This window comes from Hallella multisaccharivorax DSM 17128, assembly GCF_000218235.1.
Taxonomy (GTDB): domain Bacteria; phylum Bacteroidota; class Bacteroidia; order Bacteroidales; family Bacteroidaceae; genus Prevotella; species Prevotella multisaccharivorax.
Genome location: NZ_GL945017.1, coordinates 1,065,165 through 1,086,837, shown reverse-complemented (window position 1 = coordinate 1,086,837; position 21,673 = coordinate 1,065,165). Strand labels below are relative to the sequence as shown.

The window sequence follows — 21,673 nt, the reverse complement described above, 5'->3', positions numbered from 1 at the left end:
TCAATACGTTTTCATAATGGCACTGTTCACGGTCTTGTTTATTTCCGTATCACCACGCTCTGTCTTCTTGCCATATCCGAGACTGTAAGTTACGGTCAGGCTGATATTGCGCCCGTCCGATTCGCTGTGTCTCCATAAATCACGGTTGTAGCAGCCGTAGTCCATAGTCATATGCTGCTTGTTGTACCGGCAGAACGGATTGCGCACCAAGGCTTCAATTGACCAATCCTTATGATTCCATCTTGCCAGCAGCTCATATACCGGACGGCGGCTGATAAGATAGGGCTCCCGGATATCAAGTGTGGTGTATGGTGTCCGATAACCAAGACGCAGCGTCCAGTCGCCAGTCAGGTATGTAGCAGAGGCTCTGAAACGGAAAATGTTGCGTGACATGTCATAAGTTTCGCCACGGAGCATATTGTACTCTTCAATGGCGGTTGCGCTGAGACGCAGGCGGTTGTCAAACAAGTTGTACGTGTACGAAGCGGAGAGCATGTTTCCGTAGAAAGTGCCGTCATTCACACGCGTATCGAAAATCATTCTGTTGTCAGCAGTATACCGGTGCAGGATATTGTCGAAGTAAATATTGCTGGCGTAGGATATGGAGAAACGTGACTTCCCAGCCTGCCCGTTATAAGAGAGCGTGTTTCCCAACACTTTCATGGGTTTCAGGTCTGGATTGCCGCATGTGGCCTCAAAGAACGATGTGGGAACAGTCATTGAGTTCTTGTCCGACGGACTGAAAAGCGTATGTGTGAACAGGCCATTCAGGGAAAATGAGTGCTTGTCGCTAAAAGCGTAATTTCCACCATAGAATGCCACGGGAACACAATAGTCGTAATGAACGTCATTGAGAGATACCGCGGAATTGGAGACACCGGCTGAGACGTAATAATAATACTTTTGGCTGTATTTGCTGACTTGCAGCAGAGCCATCGTCCCTTCAGTTGTCAAACGCTGGACTCCCGTTGAAGACCCCGAATAGGTATCCTTGTAATGGTTGTGGTCATGTTGCAAAGACCCTGAGATGTTTAAGCCACCTTCCAACGACTTGAGATATTGGATGCTGCCTTGAACGGAATTGCTATTCTCTTTCACGGAGGAAGTCAACTCGTCTTGTCTGGTCTCCGTATATCGACTGTTATACCTGTTATGCCCGAATGAGCCTGACATGGTAAAGTCGAGAGTCTGGTTCTTGGGCAACCAGACAGTATAGTTGGCGTATAGTGTGGGAGAGAGATTCCGGCCGTCCGATGAAGTGAGTCTCTTGGTCTGACCCTCAGACTTTCCGGAATATGTGGTATTTATATTGGTCTCCGCTTTAGGCACAGCCTGGCGATTCAGACTGACGTAAGCGTTCAAACGGTGGTTCTTTCCTGTTGAGGTCACACGCAGTCTCACGGCTTGGTCATTGTTCTTTCTTATGGATGAAGGAGAGGCGTAATCCCGTAGCAGTGCTGACTGGTCAGTAAATCTGAATGATTCTTGTCCGTCCGTATAACTGTTGTCATGTGACCAATCGCCGGACGCAGTAAGTGACGTCGTGAGGCCTTTCCGTTTGAAATCGGTATAAGCAAGGTAATCACCGTTTTTGTAGGCCAGCCCCTCCGTCGCCGAGAGGTACACGTTTCCTCCGTAATCCATCTTCACGGTGATGAAGTTCACCAGTCCGGCCTTGCCGGCATACTTGCCGCTTGGCGTTCGTATGTACTCTATGCTGCGTATGTTTTTGGCGCGCAAAGCCGCCACATCCTCAGGCAATGCCTCCATGCCGTTGATGCACAACACGACCTCTCCGCCACTGTGGGTGGTGATGTTCCTCGTCCGTGAGGACACGTCAAGCTCGGGCGGCTGCATCACACTTAGCAAATCAAAAGCGTTTGTGGAGTGTCTCTTCTCAAGAGTAGTTGGCAACAGTACCGCCTTGTCGGCTGTTTCAATTTGGCCGTCAGCCGTCACCACCACTTCCTGCAGCGTGTCAGTCTTAATGCTGTCAGTCTGCGCTTTAATGCCTTTCGTTGCAAGAAAACACATGATTACTAATAAGATTATTTCCTTCATGAATGCAAAAATACTAATTTTTGAGAAAATCTGAATTTTTAATCTAGAATATCATGTCAACGGCTTAGACCTCCATTGCAATACTGCCAAAGTTGGGTGAAAGCATTATTCATAGCTTTTGAATATGCCTTCACCCAAATGGAAGAGAACTAAACGTGATACCCTTTACTCATGAGAAGGCTTTTCTACTGGTTTGTGTACTATGATGGGACATCTGCAGTTACAGACGGCTGTCCCGTCACAATCCTTGCTGCTGCCAGATGAACCGCACGATGCACCAGCCGCCACATTGTGTGATTGACCACCTAGGATAAGGATCAAGGAATCCTTACTCAGAACTGAGAACTCGTCAGTTACCACTGACTTCAATTGACAGAAATTCTTCATAATTTTTATTTTTAAATTGTTTTACATAGAAAGCCTTAATGGCTTCCGTCTTATTCTCCATGCAGTAAGCTTATTTTTGGCGTAACCTCAAGACATAATAGACTCGGGACATTTTTCCAGTCGTAAAATCTGAGGAACTGATAGCCTATACCGGCGAATCCCATAAACAATCCCACCTGACTGTTTCTGTTATCATCTCCACAAATTATATCATTCCCTTGGTATACCGATTTCGCTATCGCATTTATCCAACCTATACAATCAGAACCGTTACCCTTTTTCAGACGCATTATAGATTGCAAGACTTCCAAATTGCCCATAGACCCGTGACATACAGAAAGATTATATCCAATTCTCTTTCGTATTTGTCCTACAGCAACTTCCAACTCTTTCCGCAAATAAGGATCTTGACAACCCATAGACATCAAAATGAGCCTTGAAAGTGCAATTCCCGCTGCTCCATGACACCAACTTCCACTGTCAACAGGAACTTCGGGATTTCTGCCGTCTATCCACCCTTTTATTTGTTCCGAGTAAAAGGATCTGTCATGTAAAAGAGATTGTCGGTAAACCTCGTAATACTTGCTATCTCCAAGATGCTTGTACAATAGAAACATTGCCAAGGACATGGACGAACTTCCATGGGCGAATCCGCCCAAGACCATCTTCTTTCTTCCAATTATATCATTACCCTCATTATATGTCCAGTAAGCAATTCCACCTTTTTCGGTTTCAAGAGTTGTCAGCCTGTCAGCACACATCATCAGAATATCTGTTCTGTCACGTTCTCCAATCTTTTTACATTGGACAATAAACAGGACTAGTCCGGCCAGACCAGACATGAAATCATATTGTGTGGTTTGGGGTATCAATCTCTTTACTTCATCTACTATCGAAGAATAAACGGATTTGTCATATAATTCATTAAACCGCTCCATTATATACACTAAGCCGGTAATACCGGATAATGGTGATATAGGTATTGATTCAGTGTCTACACCTTTATAACTTTCTTCTCTACTTTTACACAACTGGCTGAATATTCTGCCAGCGATTTCCTTGTGTTTTGGATTATGACTATAACCATACAGGGTATTATAAAAAAGGCAAACTCCAGCAAGTCCGTCATATAGGGAATCATTCATAAGACAAATCTGAAATTTCCCGTCATAAGTGTTTTTTGGGCACAGTTTCAATATTCCGTGGATTAAATCTATAGCTTGTAGTTGATTTTCTTGTCTGTCTGTGTGATGAATGCAATGAGAAAGCATTACCTTTGCACTCATGGGAAAGAAGACTTCTACATTCGACTATAAGACTCTGGCTAGCTTTCTGCTTCCAGATGGTATCTTGGATTTCTTTGACGTGACAGACGTCAGCGAAGAGCATACAGGTAAATATGCAGAGACCGGAGCAGAGAAGATCAAGCTCCACATCTATCTTGATGAGCGAGATACACGCTCTGATGAGTGGCATGACCTTAAGCCTAACGGATTCACAGAGAGCCGTGAAGTGACAGACTTCCCTGTACGTGACCGCAAGGTCATCCTGCATGTGCGACGTCGCCGATGGATAGACAGTGAAGGCCATAATGTAGTTCTTAATCGCTATGATTTAGTTGCCAACGGCACCAGCTACTCGAAGGAGTTCGCTGATGTCTTAAAAAAAATATTTGGATACGTACCCGGTCACGGCACGTTCCGTGGCGCAGATCTACAAGATTGACGGTCGCCAACTTGAACGGGCGTATAAGGACTGTCTGAGCGGCTTCAAAGACTGGGATCAGGTTGACCACGCGGCTGAGTGGGTGTTGCTTCCTGAGAACATGGGAGATTGCCTGAGTATCGATGAGACTCTGCTTCATGAAGACCTCAGGACGTTTGTATCCAACAAGGCAGGACACGGTAAGCACGGTACTCTTGTTGCCTCTGTGAGCGGAACTAAGGCGTCTGATGTCATCAAGGTCCTGATGCAGATACCTGAAGAGAAACGTCTTGCTGTAAAAGAGGTTACGATGGACTTCTCAGACAGCATGTATACCATAGCCACCAAAGCGTTCCCTAACGCAGAGATTGTCGTAGACTGCTTCCACATCATCAAGCGCTGTACAGATGCCGTAGAGGAGGTCCGTCTGAGAGAGAAAGCGCGAAGCCATAAAAGGAGCAGAAACAAAACAGAAAGAACTGAACACAGAAAAAAAAACTACGAGAAAGCGTGCCAAAACGCCGCAAGTACTACAGGAAGAACCATCCGAAGAACTACAAGGGCAAGAAGCGTGGCCGTAAGCCGATGCGACTTAATCAGCGGTTCAAGCCCGAAGAACTGTCCAACGGTGATACTCATGTAGAACTGCTTACGAGGAGCCGGTACCTACTTACGCAAAGCGGTGACAAATGGGGCGAGAAGCAAAGGGAAAGAGCCAACCTGCTGTTCGACATGCATCCGAAGATAAAGGAAGCATACGGACATGTGTGCAGTCTTAGAGCTATCTTCAGAGATAAGAGCCTTAACAAGGAGACTGCAAGAGTGAAACTGCATGAGTGGTATCAGCGTGTAGCTAACTCCAACCTGCGTGAGATCAAAGTAGCCAGGGATGCTATCAAGTACAGAGAGGAGGAAGTTCTTAACTACTTTAACAACAGATCGACCAATGCTTCTGCAGAGTCCCTCAACTCAAAGACGAAGGGCTTCAGAGCACAAGTCAGAGGTGTACAAGACCTTCCTTTCTTCATGTACAGAGTTGCAACGATCTTCGGATAATAAAGTTAATCTATCCACGGACTATTGGTACTGAGCCGTTTTTTGTTCTACATACAAAACCAAGCTCTTCGTCTACATCTATCATTCTGTTTTGAATTTCCTTGTCAATACGTTCAATCGCTTCCATTATGGATTGTCCGTCCAAGACATTTCCATCAGTTGGCAATATACGTTTTTCCTTTTGTCTTCTGTCTTTAACATCAAGAAAGAAGTTGACAGATTCATCAATAATTGAAATTTGCTCATTCTCTCTTTTTCTGTTCAAAGACTGAAGTCTTTTCTTTATTGAATAAAAAGCTTCACAATTTTTTGATATCCAATTTTTAATAACCGTTTTATGTGGTAATGTGTATAACGATGGGTCTACTGACATTGTGTAAAAGAACGGAACATTTCCTGATTCAATTTGATCGGAAATAGATTCGATGATTCTGCTTCTTTCGGAACCGAATGATTCTTCTCTGACTATCGGTTCTATAAGCTTTTTGATGTTCTCGGTTCCATGAAGATAAGGCGGAGTAACCATTTCCCTTAAGATAAGGGTGTATATTACCGTCGGATGTAGCAGCACTCTCTCCGTTATCCGCAATGGATTATAAGAATTTAAGAAGTTAAAAATCTCCACATTATGCGCAATAAAGAAATTACAAGCCTCTTCAAATCCATTTTCAAAATATTGCAAAGTATCAGATGCAATTTCTACAGACGCACCGTTAACTTTAGGAAGATGGCAGTTCTTATCGTCAAATTTAAAGAGAACTGAAGATATTTTATTACGTTCATTGGCGTTGCTGAACATCCAGTCAGGTAAGATGCCCGTCCGAATCACAGATTCTTGCAAGTACATGCTAAGTTTTGAACTGTCTTTATATCTGTACGGCTTCGTCAAAATGGACTCACAATCTATAAGATAAGTGCAGCCTGCTATACAGAAAACATTGTCAGGAATAACATCCTGAGAACCTAGAAGATAAAACAGACCTTGCAATTTACCAAGATTCTCATAATAATCCTTTATGGAGTCTCTATTTGTCATTTCTTTCGGTGATATGTGCAAATGCCATGAATAAGAGCATCCGTCAATGTACTTGGGAATGCCCAATTTAACATCCCAACCCATACCACGAAGAAGGTCAATAACATCTGACAAGAATTTTTCGTTTGCTGCACATCTAGGTTTATAATACAATTTTACGCCATTAGAGAACGATACAGAAGATACACATTCCTCATTGTGTAAATCACCCTTGAATAATTGAATCTCATCTACTCCCGAATTCTCAAGTTTGAAAAAAGAATTCAGTAACTGGTAGTCCTTTTGTAAGGATGAAAGAAACTTCTTCAGGTATAGAATAATACCATTCGTGTAAGTTTCAAGCATGTATAGCAGTTTGGGGTACTTTTCGAAAAGGTATTCTATCCACTCTTCTTCTGAAGATAGATTAACGACAAAGTCTCTGTTTTGTTCTTTGTCAGTGTCCCCACTGAGGTAATTATTATTTTTTGCGAGCCTATATTCGTAGGGATATACGAATTTGAAGTAATTTTCATAAGCGTAAGAAACTATTTGGTATGTCAGGCTATTGATATGATTGCTTTTACCCATAATTGTATCATTAGGGACTACGGAAGATATCTTTTGCTGGACATAGCTATAGTATGGATACAGAAAAATTTCATTTTCCCTGTTTTCCAAGTTCAATGTTTCCGAGCTATGTAATATGTCTTTTATAAAACTCATTTTCTGATATTTATAATATTAATTTCCTAATTCCAACTGATTCTTTACGAGATTATAGTATGCCCCACGTTTGGCAGTCAGCATCTCGTGGTTACCCGTCTCGACCACCCTACCGTGGTCGATTACCACAATCTGGTCAGCGTTGCGGACGGTACTCAGGCGGTGGGCGACAATGACGACTGTCTTGCCTTTATAGAACTTGTCGAGATTCTCAACGATGGCACGCTCATTGTTTGCATCAAGAGAGTTCGTTGCCTCGTCAAGGAAGATATAATCGGGATTCTTGTATACGGCGCGGGCAATAAGGATACGCTGCTTCTGTCCCTGGCTCAATCCGACACCATCACGACCGATCTTCGTATTATACTTCAACGGCAGCGACAGAATATAGTCTTTGATACAGGCTATCTCGGAGGCTCTCAGTAACCGTTCCTTATCGATGTCGCCGTCGTCCACGGCAATATTCCTCGCGATGCTCTCGGAGAATATCACGCCGTCCTGCATGACGACACCGCACTAGCGCCGCCACCATTTCTTGTTGAGCGTATTGATATCGGTACCGCCGATATTAATCTTGCCCTCTAAAACCGGATAATAGCCTAACATAAGCTTGACGAGCGTTGTCTTGCCGGAACCCGAGGCTCCGACGATAGCAGTCACCTTACCCTTGGGGATATGGATGGTCACATCGTCCAAGGTCTTATTCAAGGCATGGGGATCATATTTGAACATGATGCTATCGATATCAATGCCTTTGCTGTTGTCGGCAAGCGAGGTCTTCAGTCCTTCCTTCCCGTTCTCATCGTCCACCCGGAGGATCTCATTGATACGCTCAAGACTGATCTTCACGTCCTGCAAGGAGTAGAAGAAGTTCATCAGCTGCTCCACGGGCGAGTTCAGCTGCCCGATGATATACTGCACGGCGAGCATCATACCGAGAGTCATCTGACCATGAATGACGGCTGCTGCAGAGACGACCGTGATGACAATGTTCTTCACTTCGTTAATGAGTATGCTGCCGGCCTCCTGCGTCTGCTGCAGCTTCAGCGACTTCATCTGCACACCGAAGAGGTCGGCTTGCGTGTCCTCCCATTCCCAGCGTCGGCGCTGCTCACAATCCTGCAGCTTGATTTCCTGCATGGAAGTGATGAACTCATAGGTCTTGTTGTTGTTGATAGCCTGCTGCTCGAACAACTCATAGTCAAGCATTTTTCGCCTTCGGAGGAAAAGCGATATCCAGGCACCGTACAGGAAACTACCAAGAAGGAAGATGGCAAATACGAGTTTGTTGTAGAAGAACAATACAACGATTGTATTAATTCTTTATACTCTATAAACAGAGCGATGATAAATTTATTGTCTTAGTCTTTGACACAGTTCAGATGACATCCTCTCGAAATGCGATTAAAAATCGCATCCCGCCGACCGAGGTTAAAGCCTAACGGAAAACAGGCTTGACACAGTTGAGTTGACTACCCCACAATTTCTTCATATATTAAATCGTTTTATTATATTCTCGACTGCAAATTTAGGTACTTTAGTGATATCAAGCAAGTAATCGAGGTCTATTTTTTAAATTTTATTGTATTGATAATACGCTGTATATCACCTTTACTCGAAGACCCTTAAGAGCCTTGACTGATAGGCTGTCCTTGGAAGTACATCTTTCAGAAACGCTCTTCTATATCTTTACTTATGTGATTTTTGGACTTAATATTGATCTCACTTCCAAAATTATAAGATACATTTAAAGTTACAGAGATAGGATTATAACTGTTTCTAAAGTCCATATGCATGCTATCATTAGAATTGTTTGTGCCAGAAATGTCACTTGCAAAAATATTATTTACTGCAAATCGAAAATTGATTTTTTTCTTTAAGACACAGTCTATTCCACATCCAAAATTGAAGATACCATTTATTGTACCGACAACGGTTTTCTCCTTTCCTTTGTAACTGGAGTTGATCGTAGCTGTCAAAGTATTACTTTTGTTTAATTTGAATATTAAATTCGTCATGTAGTATTGATTAAAGTAAGAAGACTTATCTGGAAGAATATTCAACAATGGAGTATTCTTGTTATATCCTAACTCGACAATAGCTATTACTTTAAGCCATCTCAGTTTATAGTAATACAACGATGCGTCAAAGCCTTTCCATTGATTGTCATATGCATTATTCCATTGTATGGTTGTAATAGATCCTGTATTATCCATTGAGGTAGTCTGGTCAAACAACTTGTATTCTCTCAAATAGATCAAATCCATTGTTAATTCACCACCCGGGAACACCCAATTCTCTGTCAATTTAGCGTTCCACCAATGTGATGGTTTTATCTCTGGATTACCCTTTGACACATTATAATTGTTAGAATAGAATGAAAACGAGTTTATGTGTCTTATGCCTGGCCGGTCTATGCCACTATTGATAGCTATCTCAATGTCAGATCCATTATTCAAAGAATAAGAAAGAAAAATATTGGGAAAAAGCCTACTATAATTATCTTTATGCTTCTCTATTCCATCAGCTTGTGTGCGAGTCCATTCATACCTTCCCCCGATTTCAAAATTCCATTTTTCCAACTCCCTCTGCAAAACGATATAAGCAGCATGAATCTTCTCTGTATACTTGAACCGATCGTTTTGAAATGGCAATGTTGAAATGTCATATAAAGTCGAATTATTCGTTGTTGTCAGAGTTCCCTTGATCCCATAACTCAGTTTTATACCTAAAGGAATGATTGATTTGAAACCTACCGTATACATAAATCCCGTCAATCGAGACTCCCCCTTGTTACGGAAATAATCCTGGTTAACGTCATCATTTCCGTCTGTCATAACAGAACTATAGTTGTATTTGTTTTTGTAACTATACCTAAACATATCAACCATTATCTCTATACATCTGTCCGGGCTCCATTTCCGATCTACGTAAAAACTGGCATTCAAGTTCTTACGTGGTATCTTCGTAAAAGAAGTTGAAGAACCACTCTCAATATTCCTTTGAAACAAATCGTAGGAATAGAAATCAGACACTGCTATATCTTTCCTATATGTTTCAGAATAGGCAAGATAAATACCCGAAGATGAAAGACTGTCAATATTATAATCAAATGCACCTGAAAGATTATAGTTGTTATCTTTTGGCCTGGAGACTGTCGACAAAGGCCTTGTTAAATCTGTAAAATATGAAGTATTTCTCTCGGTATATTGATTTTTTCTTATATCCCAACCAGCATTTACATTTACGTCAACTTTCTTATAGCTGTAGTTGATATCTGATCTTAGTGAGTTTCCCCATTTCTCCTTATAAGTTAACCCTTCACCAACATCTCCTCCGATATGATTAATCTGACGTTCCGTGATGATATTTAGAATGCCGTAGTTTCCAGAAGCATCATATTTGGCACCTGGATCCTTAACAATCTCTACCCTGACCACGTTGGACGCACTACGTGACTTAAGCATGCCATATATCTCTCCTTGTGGGATATTTCTCAATCTTCCATTAATCATTACCATTATTCCTCCCTTACCCAAGATTCTAATACTACTGTCGTCAACGATCAAACCAGGAACTTGCTGCAACAATTCCAACAAATTGGTCTTTCCTCTTCGCAAAGTTACAACATTAACTATTGTCTTCCCCGCCTCGTGTTTAATAAGGTCTTCCGTAACTACAACCTCTTTGAGGTTAATAGTATCTTTGACCTGACTTACAGTATCTTGTGAGGATCTTGCTGAAAATCCTTTAAAAACAAAAAGACAAAAGATAAGCGTTAATATATTTGTTTTCATAAGCAGTTTTCGACTTCACCAAAGATTTTTTAGTTACTAATGCCATTTTTCATAATAGCAGAATTAATGCTCTTGTTGGTATCCATTTCGGTGTATGTATGTTTCTTATTGCCAAGATTCAAGGATATTGATACCTTCAGATAAAAGTACTTCCCTTTAAGATTGTCAAAGCGATATTGAGATCTACAGTAATCTTGGGTAAGCAGTGAACTGTGGGAACGATAACTCGTGAATGGATTTTGACAGCCAGCCTGCACGGCAATGTCTTTGAATTTATAAGAAACGGTCAAGCCATACAGTGCAGAGTTTGACCATTGCTCGAGAGATGCATACACTCCATGCTTGTATGTTGTGTAATACATACCGACATTTAAAGCGCTTATTGCGTACGATATAGATGACTTGTTATACCATTCTGTTTTAGACAAGCCATTTCTGCCGGTTACCTGATAGTGTTCTGAACCGAATTTTGACTTCAACAAGAAACCGCTTTTTGAATAGCTCAATCCTACTTCTAAATTGGTATAGTAATAATGACCCTCCGATAGCAACGAATGAATAAAATAATCGTTGTTATAGTTGACAAATTCTCCATTATTCTTCCAGCTTATAAACATATCATACATAGCATAGAACGACCAGTCCCTCATATCGTAGTTGATATTCAAAGTGTTGGAGACTATTGTTGTAGGCTTCAAATCCGGATTGCCCTGTTTTTTCTGAATTGAATCAATGTCTTGCTCTATGTTATTGTACATCGTCATTGTAGGATAACTGTTTGTTAAATTACCACGATATTGGATGTAGAGGCTCGGCGAAAAATTGTATTTTACTGTAGCTGAGATTCTTGGGCTATAACGGTATTTATGTCTTTCCACTCTTATCTTATAGAACAGTTGGCTGACGCCACCATCCAAAGAAGTAAACATCTTCTCCCACCGTTTAGAAATTCCCAATTCCAGTAAAGTCTCTGAATATGTCAGACCTCCCTTCACATTCATTTGGTTGAGAAGGTAATTCGTCTGTGAGTTCTCTGTGAAGTTATACAAAGCTCCTATTAGGGTCCAGTTCTTATTCATCACCTTTGTATAATTGCTTCCGAGAACAAATCTATAGTAGTGCTCTTTTGTGTAATTACTATTATTGAAAGACCCATCCTTGAGCAGATAATCATATCTGTTGTTGGAATAATCCAAAGACCCCCTGAAACTCAGCCTCTGCCTATCCCTTAATTGAAACCTACTGCTAAATAACAAATATGGCGAATAGGATGACTCTGTGCTATTTTCCAATGATGTTGTGGTCCTTTCAAAAGTCCCTTTATAACTGGTCTGGTAATCCATACTTGTTTCCGGTTTACGGAATAGATAGCCCAACCTCACATTGAATGTTGCTGAGTCTCCATAATAGTGGAAATTATAAAACAAGTTCATGTTCCTTTTCTTTTGACTTGGGGTGTGAGAAACAAGATCTTTCTCAAGCTTATCTCCATTTGGATATGCAAAATGCTCTGTTTGCGCAATGTACGAGTCATCGTCATGAGAATAGGAATCAGCATATGCCAGACTATGCTCATATTTCTGCCTGTAGAATCGTACTATGCCATTATAATCTTCAACATTTTTATTCAGTCCCTGCATTCCGCCAGCCATGATGTTTCCACCCCTGTCTTTTCGCTTCGTCGTTAATTTAACAATACAGTCGTATTGGGCATATTCTCCCGTGGGCATGTTGTTATATTCAACTTTCAGGATGTCGTCAGGGGATAACTGTTTAATATCATTGGAATTTGTTACAATATGATTATCAATAATAAAAGTTACAGCCTTACCCTTTACAGTTGCCTTATTGGTTATTGCGTCAATGTCTAATTGTGGAATTGCCATATTCCTAAGCAAGTCGTATCCGTTCATAGACACTTTTTTCTGCAATGATGTCGGAATATAGACATCATTATCCACTTTGTGAATCTTCTGACGGGATTTTACTACGACCTCATTAAGCTCCACTTTTTTAAGGGTGTCTTTTTTAAGAGTGTCTATATTTGCAAGATGATTATAGGCAATCTTGTTTACTTGTGAATGCACTATTGTGGCACATATACCAGTATGTGCAATTGTAGATAACAATCCACACATTACATACTTAAGTATATAATCAAAAAAAGGACTTTTCAATCTCATTTTTTGTTTATTTAAGCTTAGATACAGAAGATACCATTTTGTAATGTTCTTCTAAACACCTGTTCAAATAATCCATATCTATACTACCATCTCGAAATGTAGAACACAGATTATAATGACCATCCTGGAATTTATTTTTTAGTCGATATTGCGGACAGCCACCACCACAGATAGGGAAAAAGAAGCACTCTCTACACTTTGGATCATCAAACATAGTACCATCCATAAGATATTTCAAAAATAAGGATTGATTGGAAATATTTTCACTATTTATATAACCAATAATTCTATCTTCTAAGCCAACATCATTCCAACATTTATAAAATTCACCTTGCGGCCCAATAATAAAAGTGTTAAGTTTTATAGCACTGCATGACTTATTCCTATGAATTGGGAAAAAGTTTACAAATTCGCCTTCACACTCAAGGTCAAAATAGAATTTTCTTTTTGACTGCTCTACTATGGATGGTGATTTCATTTTCCCCAAAACAGGATCTTCGATTCTTAAAAATCCAGGATAGAAAGTTAATCTATCTGTATTATACAGAGAACGTATTTCTTTAGTAACCAAATGATAATCGTGTTTATTGTTCTCATCTACATTTATTCTAACATGTACATGAGTTAAGGGCAATTCGTGTAATACAATGCCTATATTGCGAATTATTCTGTCATAAGTGTTATGATCATTATTAGTGAATCTTTCTCTATTGTGTTGCGCACGAATTCCATCAAGAGTTATTTGTACATCGTCCAGCTTGTATTCTTTAAACAATTTACAAATTTTCTCATTAATACAATAGCCATTTGTTATTAAGGATTGATGAACAATAGGCTTATCAATTGTCGATGACATTCTATGCAGTATCTTCTCAATTACATTAGCAGCCAACAAAGGTTCACCTCCATACCATATAAGATTAATCTTGTGTGCCCTTGCATTCTTATTTACGAAAGTACACAAATCTTCGATTATTTTATCAGACATAATTCTAACAGACTTGTTTTTTTCAAAACAGTAAGAACAAGAAAAATTACAAGCTGTTGTCGGGATAATATTTAGAGTAAGAGTGTCATAACTAAGACAGTTGAGTCTCGTTATAAACTTTACCTTATTATAATAATCATCTTTATGTCCTTCTTCTACAATTATTCTTTTGTCTATTAAATATTCTATCTCCTGATGGGAAAGTCCACTTTCCTCACCTATCTTAGAAAATTGTAGAATTGAATAGTATTGCTGCTTTGTTAACTCTACGAACATATTGATTTCACTATTGTACAAAAGAAATCGTCCTTCTTTTGAAATAAAAAGATGACTATATTGAGATAAAATAAGCATACTATAAGCTATAATCTTTTTTAAGTACAGATTTAAGTACAGACACCATAATGATGTCCGTACCGTAAACGAATGAAACTCATCCTATGTTAACAAGGATCTCCTCTTCTGTAGTATTATTTGAATTGTTACCGCCGTTACCACAAGTATTACAATGGTCACAATCCCTACCTACACCCTCATTTCCAATAGCTCCTCCTAGCACCATACTGAGTGATAGTTCATTCAACATGTCACCAGATTCAATAACAGAAAAAACGTCATTCTTCATAGTTGATTGGTTTTGAAAAGTTAATATTAATTCCTACATTCTCTTTTAGCTTTTCGGATTCCGCATACCTTTCTGGTCAGTGTGGTCTGTTAATAATATTGGCCTCTATTATTGCGATTTTGATCAAATGTTACGCATAGAATTGCCCATCATAAGTTGCGTTATCCAAAACTATTTTTAATGAATAACTGCCCTCTTTAAGGGTGCCTAAATCCAAAGATACAGAACCCTCATTTGCTATAGAAGATATGATGTACCCTATGACGTTTCCTTGAGAATCACTGACAAAAACTTGAACTCCACCAGTGTACCCTTTAACTTCTATAGTTATGAGTCCGTTCTCGTAGTCAGCAGAAACACGCTTTATAGAAGGCATTCGCATACCACCATGCTGAACAGTACCTTCCTTTCGAATATCAATACCAGAAGCACTGCAAGGTATCAATATGACAAACGTTAATAATATTGCTAACAATTTCTTCATATATTAAATCGTTTTATTATATTCTCGACTGCAAATTTAGGTACTTTAGTGATATCAAGCAAGTAATCGAGGTCTATTTTTTAAATTTTATTATATTGATAATACACTGTATATTAGATACTTGTATACCCCACCCTAAAAACCAGGTCTATTTCTTTAGTTTATGAATTATTAAAAGGCCTCAATGAATGTACGTAAAGAGATCTTTTCACCATTAATACCCACTTTAGTCTTATAGACAAACAACTTTTGCTTAATCGACTTTTCACTAATCCCATATATCAAAGCTAATGCTTTTGTGGGCATTTTAAGGCGTACAAGCATCATAAGACGGAGGTCTTCCTCGTTTAGATCGGGAAATTTATTCTGTAATTTGGTGACGAAATTGCCTTCAACACTGTCCACAAAAAGTCTTATCTCTTCCCAATCCTCTTCTGTTAACAATATGTTGTTGGTTTTGTTACCTCTTAATTCTTGAATCTTCTGGGCTGTATCTATTCTTTTGAGGATAAAGTTGCGCATAGTGGATAGTTGAATTTCCTTATGATATAATATCCTTTCTTCTTGTAGTAACTTCTCTTTTTCTGCCTTTAGCCTGATCTTTGCCTTCACCTTATATTGCTTATAAGAGTACAGAATGAGCACAATTATTGTCATAGCAAATAAGGATGTGACAACAATGAGCCATGACAACAATCGTGTTTCCCCTTTAGCAATGCCACTTTCATATTTTGACTTCACCAAAGAATTATAATAATCTTGTTTACTGCTAAGCTGTTTGTCATACATTTGCTCCAAATAGTGATATGCGGAATCAGCATTATTGCATGACTCTTTGTAATTATGCTCTTTTATTGAAGCTAAGTGTCTAACATTGAAAAGAATATATTTATATTCTGCATTATCTGTATGGATAGAGTTCAGTAATTTATTGCACGATGACAAAGAATCTGCATCAAGATAAGCAGTAGCAAGGTTCAAGGCTTTTGAAACGTCAAAAGAAGGATAAGAATTAAACGATGTCTTTGATAAGTATAAAGCCTTCCTATAATCTTGCCGCTGTCTCTCTATAGCAGACATGTCTTGATAAACATCAGAAAGTACATTAGGATCCTTTAGTTTTATGGCTATAACCAAGGCTTCTTTGCATTTATTGCCCGCCTTTTGAAGGCTGTCTGCGAAAAGTAAGGCTTCACAGACATTCAATTTACTGTAAATAATGTTATATGGTGACGCATCTGGCAGACTTGCATAAGTCTTTTCTGCAAGACTCGCGACCTCTACTGCCTTTAACGGATTAGTTTGTCTTATTATTTTAGAAAGTTTTTCCAAGGCAAGGCACAGAGTGTACTTGTCATCTTGTTTCTCAGCGGCATCAGCTGCTTTTTGTAGACAACCCAAAGCTATCTCTGTACTGTCGTTGAGCATATAGTATTTCCCCATATAGTACTCGCACTTGGCATATAGCGAGTCGTTCGGTCTGATATTATAATATGTATAAGCGACCCGAAGCAAGGAGTCATTGTCAATATCTATACCTGATTTATCCTGAGCCATCGTAAACACAAGCGAATACATCGCCAAATCTCGGTCAGACAACCTTGGTTGGCCAATTTTCTTAAGTAACATGAGAGCACTATCTGGCTTATCGTTCTCTACGAGAGTAAGTGTTGCAGAGATACGTTTATCATAGTTGCCTTTGCATGATGATATGAATAGAATTATGAGTAGTATTAAGTATGAGAAGCTCTCTTTCATTTAATTTGATTTTAATAATGCAAGGTAAAAGTTTCTATATCTTGCAAATTTTTGGTGTGTTTTTTATCACTCAAGCAGATTAACCGCATCTTTTTTCATTTTCTTGTCAATGTCTCAGTACCTCGCTAAAGCCTTGCTTCCCTCGGCATGACCACTCATCAAGCCTATCAAGTCGGGGTCTTGTACTTTCTTGTAGAGATTTCCTATGAATGTACACTTTGCCAGTACATTGCACACCATAGACAAACGACTGATATACACTTCTAATTCTGTCTTCGCATCTTCTGCTTTATGCTCCTTGATAAGATTTAAACAACCTTCTCTTGGAGGAACAATACCATACACAAAACCTCTTTTTATCTCCTGTATGGGCTTAAACCTCTCTGAACGGATAAATACACTTCTCTTGAGACATAAACGCTGAGAGCGACCCAAATCAGGATATAACAAAGCCGATTACCTTAAACTACGGACAGGGTCATCACCCTATTTGTCGTGGCCCGCATTCTCCATCTCTCGTCAATGGTTCTCCCCACCAACCAAAGGATGTCGCCATGAGCGTCGGTAACGATGAGTTGTCGGTGCCTCTCCAAAGGCGCGATTTTTTTATCCTTCAGGTAATCGTTCACAAGTTTGGAGCCTTTCATGCCAAAAGGCGTGAAGCGGTCGCCGGCAAGTACGGGACGTATCGTGAGCGGAAAGACAATGCCGTCACTATCCAGTGTGGCGATATTCACGTTTTTTGAAGGTCTGATAAAAGAAGTGCTCTTCTCGTCAATAGACACCCGAATTTTGCCATTACTGAGAATGTAGAGACCTACTTCCGGAATACGGAAGCTGGACAAGGGCGCATTCCATTCCTCACGCGGATAAACATAGAGGACATCGTTGCTGATGATGGCAACGTTTTTTTCATTAATCCACATTTTTCCATTGCTCCTCATCTTATCATCATCACCGTCCTTTCCATTCTCGCAAGACAGGAGGATCTCCTCTATTTGTGTGCGGTTGAAGCTGTGATCGGATAGAATGTCCCAAAAGAGCAAACGAGGACTTGTATACGCTAATACTTCTTTCAATGCATAGGCTTCTCCCCCATTACAATGTCTCGTAGCACCTTTCCGTGCTACTTCCACACTGTGATTCACCACATTCTCAGCGTCACCGAGGTTATCAGCCATACGCAGAATATTTTGCTTGGCGGCAGGCGTAATTTTTTCCAACAGCGGGATGACATCGAGTCGCAGCTTGTTACGCTGCACGTCATCATCAAGATTGGTACTGTCAGTAACGTAGTTTTGCCCGATAGCATGAAGATATTCGAGAATCTCCTGCCTTGACACGCCGAGCAGTGGCCGCAAAAAGATGCCGTTGCGACGCTGCATACCAAGTAACCCTTTGATACCCGTGCCACGAAGAAGATTCAGCAGGATCGTCTCCACTTGATCGTCACTGTGATGCGCAATACAAACGCCCGCGGCACCAGTGTCTTTAGCTAACTGCGTGAACCAGCGGTAGCGCAGCTCACGGGCAGCCATTTCAATGGAAACCTTTCTTAGAGTCGCGAACGCTATCGTGTCGAAATGTGCTACATGCAGCCTGATTCCCAATTCTTCGCATAGATTATTACAGAACATCTCATCGCGGTCGCTCTCCTTACCCCGCAAATGGAAGTTACAATGAGCCGCCTCCACATGATAGCCCAAGGCGATAAGTGCCCGCAACAGTGCCACGCTATCTGCGCCACCGCTAAGAGCGACGAGAAAAAAAGACTCTCCTGCAGAGGCCTCTTCACAGTTCCCTGCAATAGGGGACAGCTCCCTATCCTTCACCGGTAAGAGAGGGAGAGCGTGCAATTGTTTCAGCCTATTGAGAAAAGAGACTTCTTTTCCTTTCATCTTTTATCAGAAGAGAGATTTGGGTAAGCACCTCCCGCCTCCATTGGGGAGGACTGAAGAGGAGTTATTGGAGAGGCTTCCAGTAAACCGTCTTTCATGTGGATGGTACGGTCAGTGAGCTTAGCCAGATTCTCGTCATGGGTGACAATGACGAATGTTTGACCAAACTTGTCGCGCAGGTCAAAAAAAAGCTGGTGCAATTCTGCCTTATTCTTAGAGTCGAGACTTCCAGATGGTTCGTCTGCAAGCACTACTGCAGGGTTGTTGACAAGTGCCCTCGCCACGGCCACACGCTGTTTCTCACCGCCCGAAAGCTCGTTGGGTTTGTGCAAGGCACGCTCTAAGAGGCCCATAAAACTGAGCAGATCCTCCGCGCGCTGGCGGGCTTCCTTGCGCCCTTTGCCGGCAATGAAAGCGGGAATCATGATATTCTCCAATGCTGTGAACTCAGGCAGCAATTGATGAAACTGAAAGACGAATCCGATATGCTGATTGCGGAAATCTGCGAGTTTCTTCTCCGACAGACCCCTGACATCCACACCATCTACCACGACAGTGCCTTTATCCGGTTTATCGAGCGTACCGATAATCTGTAGCAGAGTGGTCTTGCCGGCCCCCGAAGGACCGACGATACTCACGACCTCACCTTTGTCTATATGCAAGTCAATGCCTTTAAGCACCTGTAGTTTTCCAAACGATTTTGTGATTCCTTTAACATCAATCATGATCTGAATTATTAAGTTGACTGTTTTTGAGTTGCTGAGTTGTCGATTTGGTCGTTTTTAATGATTGAGAAGATAGGTCCTGATGCTTTTGAGTTGACAGATGTATGCTTCTAAGCCATTTTGCCACTGTGACGTATGCGGAAGTCTCCTCTGTATGCTGAGGCTGTGCGAACGTCATGGTCTGCTTGTCGTCGCCATATTGGTCAGGGAAGATAATCATAAGATTCTTACCTTTGAACCACATCGTCAGTTCCTCCGGAAGACGTTCCATGGCTGTCTTATACGACACGGTACCTTTGCGGGCGGTCACTACAACAAAGAGGTGATCGTCAGCAATAGTAGAAGCCACACGCGGCAATTCATTCCAATGGGGCATTTCCACGCAAGTGGCGCGCATATTCGGATGGTGATTGGTGATAAACTGGTTCACCATCTGTAGCGTATCCATGCGGCCATTAAACTGTATCTTGCAGTCGAGGTTCTCGGCAATGCGTGACAATCGTTCCATCCACCGGTAAAAGCCTGGCTCATATTGCGCCCTCGACGGTACGGCCACGACAATCTGCCGCAGTGTGGCCAACGGATGATAGAGGCGTGCCATGATGATCTGACGGTTGAGTCCATTGAACAAACTCTGGTGGAACTGTCCCCAGAACTTCGGCGACACATTCTCATGCATGTGCATACCAATAAGGATCTCAGAGGCGTGGAACTCCGTGAAAGCGTGCTTGATACCGTTGGCAATATTAGCGGCGATACGCACCTGTGTCTCCAGCGTTACGTCGGAGCCCATGGCATATTGTTGCACTTGCTCTAAGAGCTGCTGTCCGCTCCTCTGATTGAGACGCATGTTTTCGTCATCGTAGACTACATTGATAGCCACAATCGGACGATTAAGTTTCGGATTACGTGCCATGATGGCTAAATTGATAAGCCGGTCAGCATATTCCTTATATTTCACGGGCACGAGGATACGCTCGTCATCATCGGGCACATCCTCCGAGGGCAATTCATGCTCACGCAAGACCGTGGCACGCGAGGCCCACTCCGTGATGAGCGACGAGATGATGCACGTGAAGAGAATCATGATGACGATGCCGTTGAGCATGCCCTCATTGATCAGGGGAGCCCCTGTAGCCGTCTTCAAGCTCATGCCCACCATCACCATGGCAATAGCCCCCGCAGCATGGGCTGATGTCAAACCAAACATCAGATGCCCCGCAAGAAGGGGAAGTCGGAAGAAGTATGCGCCGGTATAAGCTGCCAACGCCTTGCCCACCGTACCGAAAAAGACCATACAGGCTACGACAAACAAAATGCCACCACCACCGAACAGCAGCCGCACATTGATGAGCATTCCCACACCGATAAGGAAGTAAGGAATGAACAGCGCATTGCCAATGAACTCAATGCGGTTCATCAGCGGTGACAATTGAGGGATATAGCGATTCATCACCAAACCGGCAAAGAACGCGCCAAAAATACCTTCCAGTCCTACAAGCTCCGCCAAGGCAGCTAAGAGAAAGAGCACGGCCATGACGAAGATGAACTGCATCACCGCATCGCTGTAACGACGCAGAAACCACCGTGTCAGCCGTGGGATAGTAAGCAGCACACCGCCCGTATAGAGTGCAAGTTTCACTACAAACCACAGCCAGAACAGCACGTCATTCTTACCCTCATTGGAGGCCACGAGAGCTGCGAGGACAATAAGGGCCAAAAAAAGACTCACCATCGTAGCACCCACTGACAAAGTCACGCTCTTCTGCCGTTGGAGACCGTAACGGGCTACGATAGGGTAAGAGACAAGGGTGTTAGAAGCCATCACGCAACCTAACAGCAAGGCAGTGAGGGGGGTATAGTTGAGGATATAAGTACCCGTCAGCCACATCAGTACAAATGGTATGCAGAAAGTCAGCAAACTAAACACCAGCGTTCGCCACTTGTTCTTCCGCAAATCCTCCATGTCCATTTCCAAGGAAGCCAGGAACATAATATAGTAGAGTCCCACGCGCCCGAAGAGCTCAAAACTTGCATCCCTGACAAGAATATTCAGGCCATACTGCCCTACAACCACCCCCGCAAGCACCATGCCGATAAGGTGCGGGATGCGCAGCTTGCCCATGATGATAGGGGCAAGGAGGATGATCAGCAGCACCACAAAGAACACCAGCGTGGGGTCCGTGATAGGGAAATATGAAGCAAATGATGGCATCAAGCTACTTTTTTGTGGCAAAGTTAATCATATTTTCGCTGAATTATTGTA

General features: G+C 41.6%; 15 protein-coding genes and 1 pseudogene. 3 read left to right on the top strand and 13 right to left on the bottom strand.

The genetic code is table 11. The features are described 5' to 3' along the window. Together PREMU_RS04825 and PREMU_RS04820 are read right to left on the bottom strand one after the other, a co-directional pair. Nucleotides 1-2,034 (bottom strand): TonB-dependent receptor, encoded by a 2,034-nt coding sequence (locus PREMU_RS04825; protein ID WP_007573546.1) that lies wholly within the window; start codon nt 2,032-2,034, stop codon nt 1-3. 464 nt (nt 2,035-2,498) lie between these two features. After that, nucleotides 2,499-3,734, bottom strand: coding sequence for a lanthionine synthetase LanC family protein (locus tag PREMU_RS04820; RefSeq protein ID WP_040558007.1), 1,236 nt, complete (start codon nt 3,732-3,734; stop codon nt 2,499-2,501). On the opposite strand from PREMU_RS04820, the gene PREMU_RS15570 reads away from it, so the two are divergent. From PREMU_RS15570 to PREMU_RS15560, 3 genes are read left to right on the top strand one after another with little or no spacing between them, the layout of a single operon-like run. Then, nucleotides 3,733-4,173 carry an ISAon1 family transposase N-terminal region protein gene (locus PREMU_RS15570; protein WP_050796365.1) on the top strand — a complete coding sequence of 147 codons (441 nt, stop codon included), beginning with the start codon at nt 3,733-3,735 and terminating at the stop codon, nt 4,171-4,173. The two genes, PREMU_RS04820 and PREMU_RS15570, sit on opposite strands and share 2 nt — an antisense overlap. After that, complete coding sequence (locus tag PREMU_RS15565; protein ID WP_244863869.1) at nt 4,121-4,795, top strand: transposase; 675 nt, start codon at nt 4,121-4,123, stop codon at nt 4,793-4,795. Before PREMU_RS15570 ends, PREMU_RS15565 begins: the two co-directional genes overlap by 53 nt. Beyond that, nucleotides 4,738-5,208 (top strand): transposase, encoded by a 471-nt coding sequence (locus PREMU_RS15560; RefSeq protein ID WP_244863867.1) that lies wholly within the window; start codon nt 4,738-4,740, stop codon nt 5,206-5,208. The genes PREMU_RS15565 and PREMU_RS15560 overlap by 58 nt, the downstream gene beginning before the upstream one ends. 10 nt (nt 5,209-5,218) lie before the next feature. Here the strand turns inward: PREMU_RS15560 and PREMU_RS04800 are convergent, their stop codons facing one another. From PREMU_RS04800 to PREMU_RS04745, 11 genes and pseudogenes are all read right to left on the bottom strand, one after another. Continuing rightward, nucleotides 5,219-6,904 (bottom strand): DUF4135 domain-containing protein, encoded by a 1,686-nt coding sequence (locus PREMU_RS04800; protein ID WP_169311311.1) that lies wholly within the window; start codon nt 6,902-6,904, stop codon nt 5,219-5,221. Between the two features lie 63 nt (nt 6,905-6,967). After that, nucleotides 6,968-8,257 (bottom strand): annotated as a pseudogene (locus PREMU_RS04795) (peptidase domain-containing ABC transporter); the annotation flags it as partial. 359 nt (nt 8,258-8,616) lie between these two features. Beyond that, nucleotides 8,617-10,746, bottom strand: a complete 2,130-nt coding sequence (locus PREMU_RS04790; protein ID WP_007573541.1) for an outer membrane beta-barrel family protein — start codon at nt 10,744-10,746, stop codon at nt 8,617-8,619. A 29-nt stretch (nt 10,747-10,775) separates the two neighbouring features. Then, the gene (locus PREMU_RS04785) at nt 10,776-12,929 is read right to left on the bottom strand and encodes a TonB-dependent receptor (protein WP_007573540.1); all 2,154 of its coding nucleotides are present in this window, start codon (nt 12,927-12,929) and stop codon (nt 10,776-10,778) included. Nucleotides 12,930-12,936: 7 nt separating this feature from the next. Beyond that, nucleotides 12,937-14,193 (bottom strand): radical SAM/SPASM domain-containing protein, encoded by a 1,257-nt coding sequence (locus tag PREMU_RS04780; RefSeq protein ID WP_050796364.1) that lies wholly within the window; start codon nt 14,191-14,193, stop codon nt 12,937-12,939. Between the two features lie 157 nt (nt 14,194-14,350). Then, nucleotides 14,351-14,542 carry a hypothetical protein gene (locus PREMU_RS04775; RefSeq protein ID WP_007573536.1) on the bottom strand — a complete coding sequence of 64 codons (192 nt, stop codon included), beginning with the start codon at nt 14,540-14,542 and terminating at the stop codon, nt 14,351-14,353. Between the two features lie 130 nt (nt 14,543-14,672). Further along, a complete protein-coding gene (locus PREMU_RS04770; protein WP_007573535.1) occupies nt 14,673-15,026 on the bottom strand; it encodes a DUF3244 domain-containing protein in 354 nt (117 codons plus the stop codon). Nucleotides 15,027-15,197: 171 nt separating this feature from the next. Further along, nucleotides 15,198-16,784 (bottom strand): hypothetical protein, encoded by a 1,587-nt coding sequence (locus tag PREMU_RS04765; RefSeq protein ID WP_007573534.1) that lies wholly within the window; start codon nt 16,782-16,784, stop codon nt 15,198-15,200. A 461-nt stretch (nt 16,785-17,245) separates the two neighbouring features. Beyond that, nucleotides 17,246-18,682, bottom strand: coding sequence for a tRNA lysidine(34) synthetase TilS (gene tilS, locus PREMU_RS04755; RefSeq protein ID WP_007573533.1), 1,437 nt, complete (start codon nt 18,680-18,682; stop codon nt 17,246-17,248). Further along, nucleotides 18,679-19,407, bottom strand: coding sequence for an ABC transporter ATP-binding protein (locus tag PREMU_RS04750; protein ID WP_007573532.1), 729 nt, complete (start codon nt 19,405-19,407; stop codon nt 18,679-18,681). The genes tilS and PREMU_RS04750 overlap by 4 nt, the downstream gene beginning before the upstream one ends. Beyond that, nucleotides 19,400-21,622, bottom strand: coding sequence for a cation:proton antiporter (locus PREMU_RS04745; protein WP_007573531.1), 2,223 nt, complete (start codon nt 21,620-21,622; stop codon nt 19,400-19,402). Before PREMU_RS04745 ends, PREMU_RS04750 begins: the two co-directional genes overlap by 8 nt. Nucleotides 21,623-21,673 lie beyond the last annotated feature (51 nt).

What these genes read in the sequence shown, in the direction of transcription:
- PREMU_RS04745 (WP_007573531.1), bottom strand. Translation starts at nt 21,622, where the DNA reads ATGCCATCATTTGCTTCATATTTCCCTATCACGGACCCCACGCTGGTG.
- PREMU_RS04780 (WP_050796364.1), bottom strand. Translation starts at nt 14,193, where the DNA reads ATGTTCGTAGAGTTAACAAAGCAGCAATACTATTCAATTCTACAATTT.
- PREMU_RS04785 (WP_007573540.1), bottom strand. Translation starts at nt 12,929, where the DNA reads ATGAGATTGAAAAGTCCTTTTTTTGATTATATACTTAAGTATGTAATG.
- PREMU_RS04825 (WP_007573546.1), bottom strand. Translation starts at nt 2,034, where the DNA reads ATGTGTTTTCTTGCAACGAAAGGCATTAAAGCGCAGACTGACAGCATT.
- tilS (WP_007573533.1), bottom strand. Translation starts at nt 18,682, where the DNA reads ATGAAAGGAAAAGAAGTCTCTTTTCTCAATAGGCTGAAACAATTGCAC.
- PREMU_RS04750 (WP_007573532.1), bottom strand. Translation starts at nt 19,407, where the DNA reads ATGATTGATGTTAAAGGAATCACAAAATCGTTTGGAAAACTACAGGTG.
- PREMU_RS04775 (WP_007573536.1), bottom strand. Translation starts at nt 14,542, where the DNA reads ATGAAGAATGACGTTTTTTCTGTTATTGAATCTGGTGACATGTTGAAT.
- PREMU_RS15560 (WP_244863867.1), top strand. Translation starts at nt 4,738, where the DNA reads ATGCGACTTAATCAGCGGTTCAAGCCCGAAGAACTGTCCAACGGTGAT.
- PREMU_RS04765 (WP_007573534.1), bottom strand. Translation starts at nt 16,784, where the DNA reads ATGAAAGAGAGCTTCTCATACTTAATACTACTCATAATTCTATTCATA.
- PREMU_RS04770 (WP_007573535.1), bottom strand. Translation starts at nt 15,026, where the DNA reads ATGAAGAAATTGTTAGCAATATTATTAACGTTTGTCATATTGATACCT.
- PREMU_RS04820 (WP_040558007.1), bottom strand. Translation starts at nt 3,734, where the DNA reads ATGAGTGCAAAGGTAATGCTTTCTCATTGCATTCATCACACAGACAGA.
- PREMU_RS15570 (WP_050796365.1), top strand. Translation starts at nt 3,733, where the DNA reads ATGGGAAAGAAGACTTCTACATTCGACTATAAGACTCTGGCTAGCTTT.
- PREMU_RS04790 (WP_007573541.1), bottom strand. Translation starts at nt 10,746, where the DNA reads ATGAAAACAAATATATTAACGCTTATCTTTTGTCTTTTTGTTTTTAAA.